4 protein-coding genes are annotated in these 2,718 nt (G+C 64.4%); all 4 read left to right on the top strand.

Annotated features, from left to right (window positions below; translation table 11 throughout):
- The coding region (locus JOY90_RS18060; RefSeq protein ID WP_291692477.1) for an aminotransferase class I/II-fold pyridoxal phosphate-dependent enzyme at positions 1-805 on the top strand (805 nt) is incomplete at its 5' end.
- A gap of 19 nt (positions 806-824) precedes the next feature.
- Positions 825-1,643, top strand: coding sequence for an ABC transporter substrate-binding protein (locus JOY90_RS18055; RefSeq protein ID WP_291692476.1), 819 nt, complete (start codon positions 825-827; stop codon positions 1,641-1,643).
- A 44-nt stretch (positions 1,644-1,687) separates the two neighbouring features.
- Complete coding sequence (locus JOY90_RS18050) at positions 1,688-2,386, top strand: amino acid ABC transporter permease (protein ID WP_291692475.1); 699 nt, start codon at positions 1,688-1,690, stop codon at positions 2,384-2,386.
- Positions 2,386-2,718: ABC transporter permease subunit (locus JOY90_RS18045; RefSeq protein ID WP_291692474.1), on the top strand; the 333-nt coding region annotated here is incomplete at its 3' end. The genes JOY90_RS18050 and JOY90_RS18045, both read left to right, overlap by 1 nt.

The following is a 2,718-nucleotide window of genomic DNA, read 5'->3' as shown; positions in this document are numbered from 1 at the left end:
CTGCGACGGCAGGCCGGTCATTGTCTCCTGCGGCGAGAACTCAGGCTTTAAGCTCACGCCCGACGCGCTCGAGCAGGCGATCGGGCCGCGGACGCGCTGGCTGATCCTGAACACGCCATCCAATCCGACCGGCGCGTTTTATTCGGCCGCCGAGATGACAGCGCTCACAACGGTTCTGCTGCGGCATCGCCACGTCGCGTTGATGACCGACGACATCTATGAGCACATCCGGTTCGACGGTCGCGAGGCGGTTTGTCCGGTCGCGCTCGCGCCGGAGCTGCGTGAGCGCACACTGCTGGTCAATGGCGTTTCCAAGACCTATGCGATGACCGGCTTCCGGATCGGCTACGGCGCCGGACCGAAGGCGCTTACCGCGGCGATCAACGTGATCCAGTCGCAGACGACCTCCGCCGCGGCGGCGATGAGCATGGCCGCGGCCACAGCCGCGCTCGAAGGCGATCAGAGCTTCATCGCCGAGGCACGCGCCGCGTACCAGGCGCGGCGCGATCGCGCCGTCGCGTTGCTCAACACGATCGATGGCCTGAGCTGCCGGACACCTGACGGAGCCTTCTACGTCTATCCCTCGTGCGCCGGGCTGATCGGCCGGACCACCGCCGACGGGTGCCCGCTCAAGAACGACGTCGACGTTGCGCTCTATTTTCTCGAGCAGGCCGGCGTCGCGGTGCTGGACGGATCGGCCTACGGCCTCTCGCCCTACCTGCGCCTCTCCATCGCCACCTCGCTGCAGGCGATCGAGATCGCCTGCGCGCGAATGAAGCAGGCCAGCGATGCCTTGCGACGATGATGTACCCGAGGAGATCAGCATGAAGTTCGCTGCGACCATGAGCCTCGCCACCGCTCTCGCCGGTATGCTGGTGGGCGCCGCGAACGCCGACCAGCTCGCCGACATCAAGGCGCGCGGCAAGCTGATTTGTGGCACGCTCGGCACGGCGGAGCCGTTCTCGTTCCAGCATCCGCAGACCCGCCAGATCGTCGGCTACGACGTCGATATTTGTCAGAAAGTCGCCGACTCGCTCGGCGTGTCGCTGGAGCTCAAGCCGATCGCCGTCGAGGCGCGCATTCCCGAGTTGATACAAGGCCGCGTCGACATCCTTGCGGCAAACCTCGGCTATACGCCCGAGCGAGCCCAGCAGATCGATTTCTCCTACTCCTATTTCGTCAGTCAGCAGAAGGTGATGGTTACCAAGGAGTCCGGACTGACGACGCTCGACCAGCTTGGCGGCAAGAAGATCACCGCGCTGAAGGGCTCGACATCCGAGCAGGGTGTGCGCCGTCTCATTCCCACGGCGGAGACGGTGACCTTCCAGGACACGTCTGCGGCCTATCTCGCGCTGGTGCAGGACAAAGTCGACGCGTTCTGCGCCTCGGAGCTGCTTCTGGTGAAATTGCGCCAGCAGAGCGCCGCGCGGGTTCCGCTGGCCATGATCGAGGCATCGCTGTTCGTCGAACCTTGGGGACTGGGATTGCGCAAGGGCGAAACCGCGTTGAAGGACCACGTCAACGGCGTGCTGGCCAAGCTGAGCGCCTCGGGCGAGATCGACCAGGTCTTTTCCAAATGGCTGGGCGAAGGCACCGTCTTCAATATCAAGCGCGACTTCGCAATCGAAGAGATCAAAGGCTGAGGCGCCGGCGCGCGCCGCGGCCCTCGCCGGGGGGCGCCGAGCCAATGGGCCATATGTTCGATCTGCGCGGCATACTTGGCGGCCAGTATCTCGACTGGTTCCTGATCGGCATCGCAACCACGCTGGCGCTTGCCGCCGCGGCGTGGTGCGTTGCGATGAGTGTCGGTGTTTTGCTGACAGTCGTGCGGATGATCCCGTTTCCGCCGTTCGGCTGGCTCGTTTCGCTCTACGTCGAATATCACCGCAACGTGCCGCTGCTGGTACAGATTTTCGTCTGGTATTTCGGGGTGCCCTCCCTGCTGTCGCGCCCTGCGCGACAATGGATCAACGCCCATCACGGCGAATTCCTGCTCGCCATGGTGGCGCTCGGGCTCGCCAGCGCCGCCTATGTCAGCGAGGACCTGCGCAGCGGGATCCGCGCGATTCCGCGGGCGCAGTACGAGGCCGCGCGCTCGATCGGCCTCGGCTATCTGCGCACGATGGCTTACGTGGTGCTGCCGCAGGCAATGCGGATTGCGATCCCGCCTTTGATCAACCAGACCCTGCTGCTGTTCAAGAACACCAGTCTCGCCATGGCGATCGGCGTCGGAGAGCTGACCTATCGTACGCGCGAGGTCGAAAGCTATACGTTCAAGGCGTTTGAGGCCTTCGCGGTTGCGACGGTGATCTATCTCGTCGTCTCTTTCGGCATCATGGCGCTTGGCGGATTGGCCGACCGCCGCCTCAAGCTCGAGTTGCGCTGATGCTCGCCATCATCGCGGACAACTGGCTGCTTTTTCTCATCGGCCAATACCCGCATGGACCGATCGGCGGCCTTGCGATGACGCTGTTCATGGCCATGACCGCGCTGGCGCTGTGCTTTCCCTTTGCGATCGCGATCGCGCTGGCGCGACTCTGTCCCTATCGCTGGCTGCGCGCGCCGGCGACGGCGATCGTCCACACCGTCCGCGGTCTGCCTCTGATCATGTTCATCTTCTGGACCTATTTCTTCTCGCCCGTGGTCCTCGGCCGCGCGGTGGGCGGTGTCGAGACGCTGGTGATCGCGCTTGTGGTCTACGAGGCGGCGTACCTGTCC

The organism is Bradyrhizobium sp., from assembly GCF_019242285.1.
In the GTDB taxonomy this organism is placed as follows: domain Bacteria; phylum Pseudomonadota; class Alphaproteobacteria; order Rhizobiales; family Xanthobacteraceae; genus Bradyrhizobium.
Note: the sequence above shows the minus strand (reverse complement) of the source record. Positions and strands in the feature narration are given on the sequence as shown.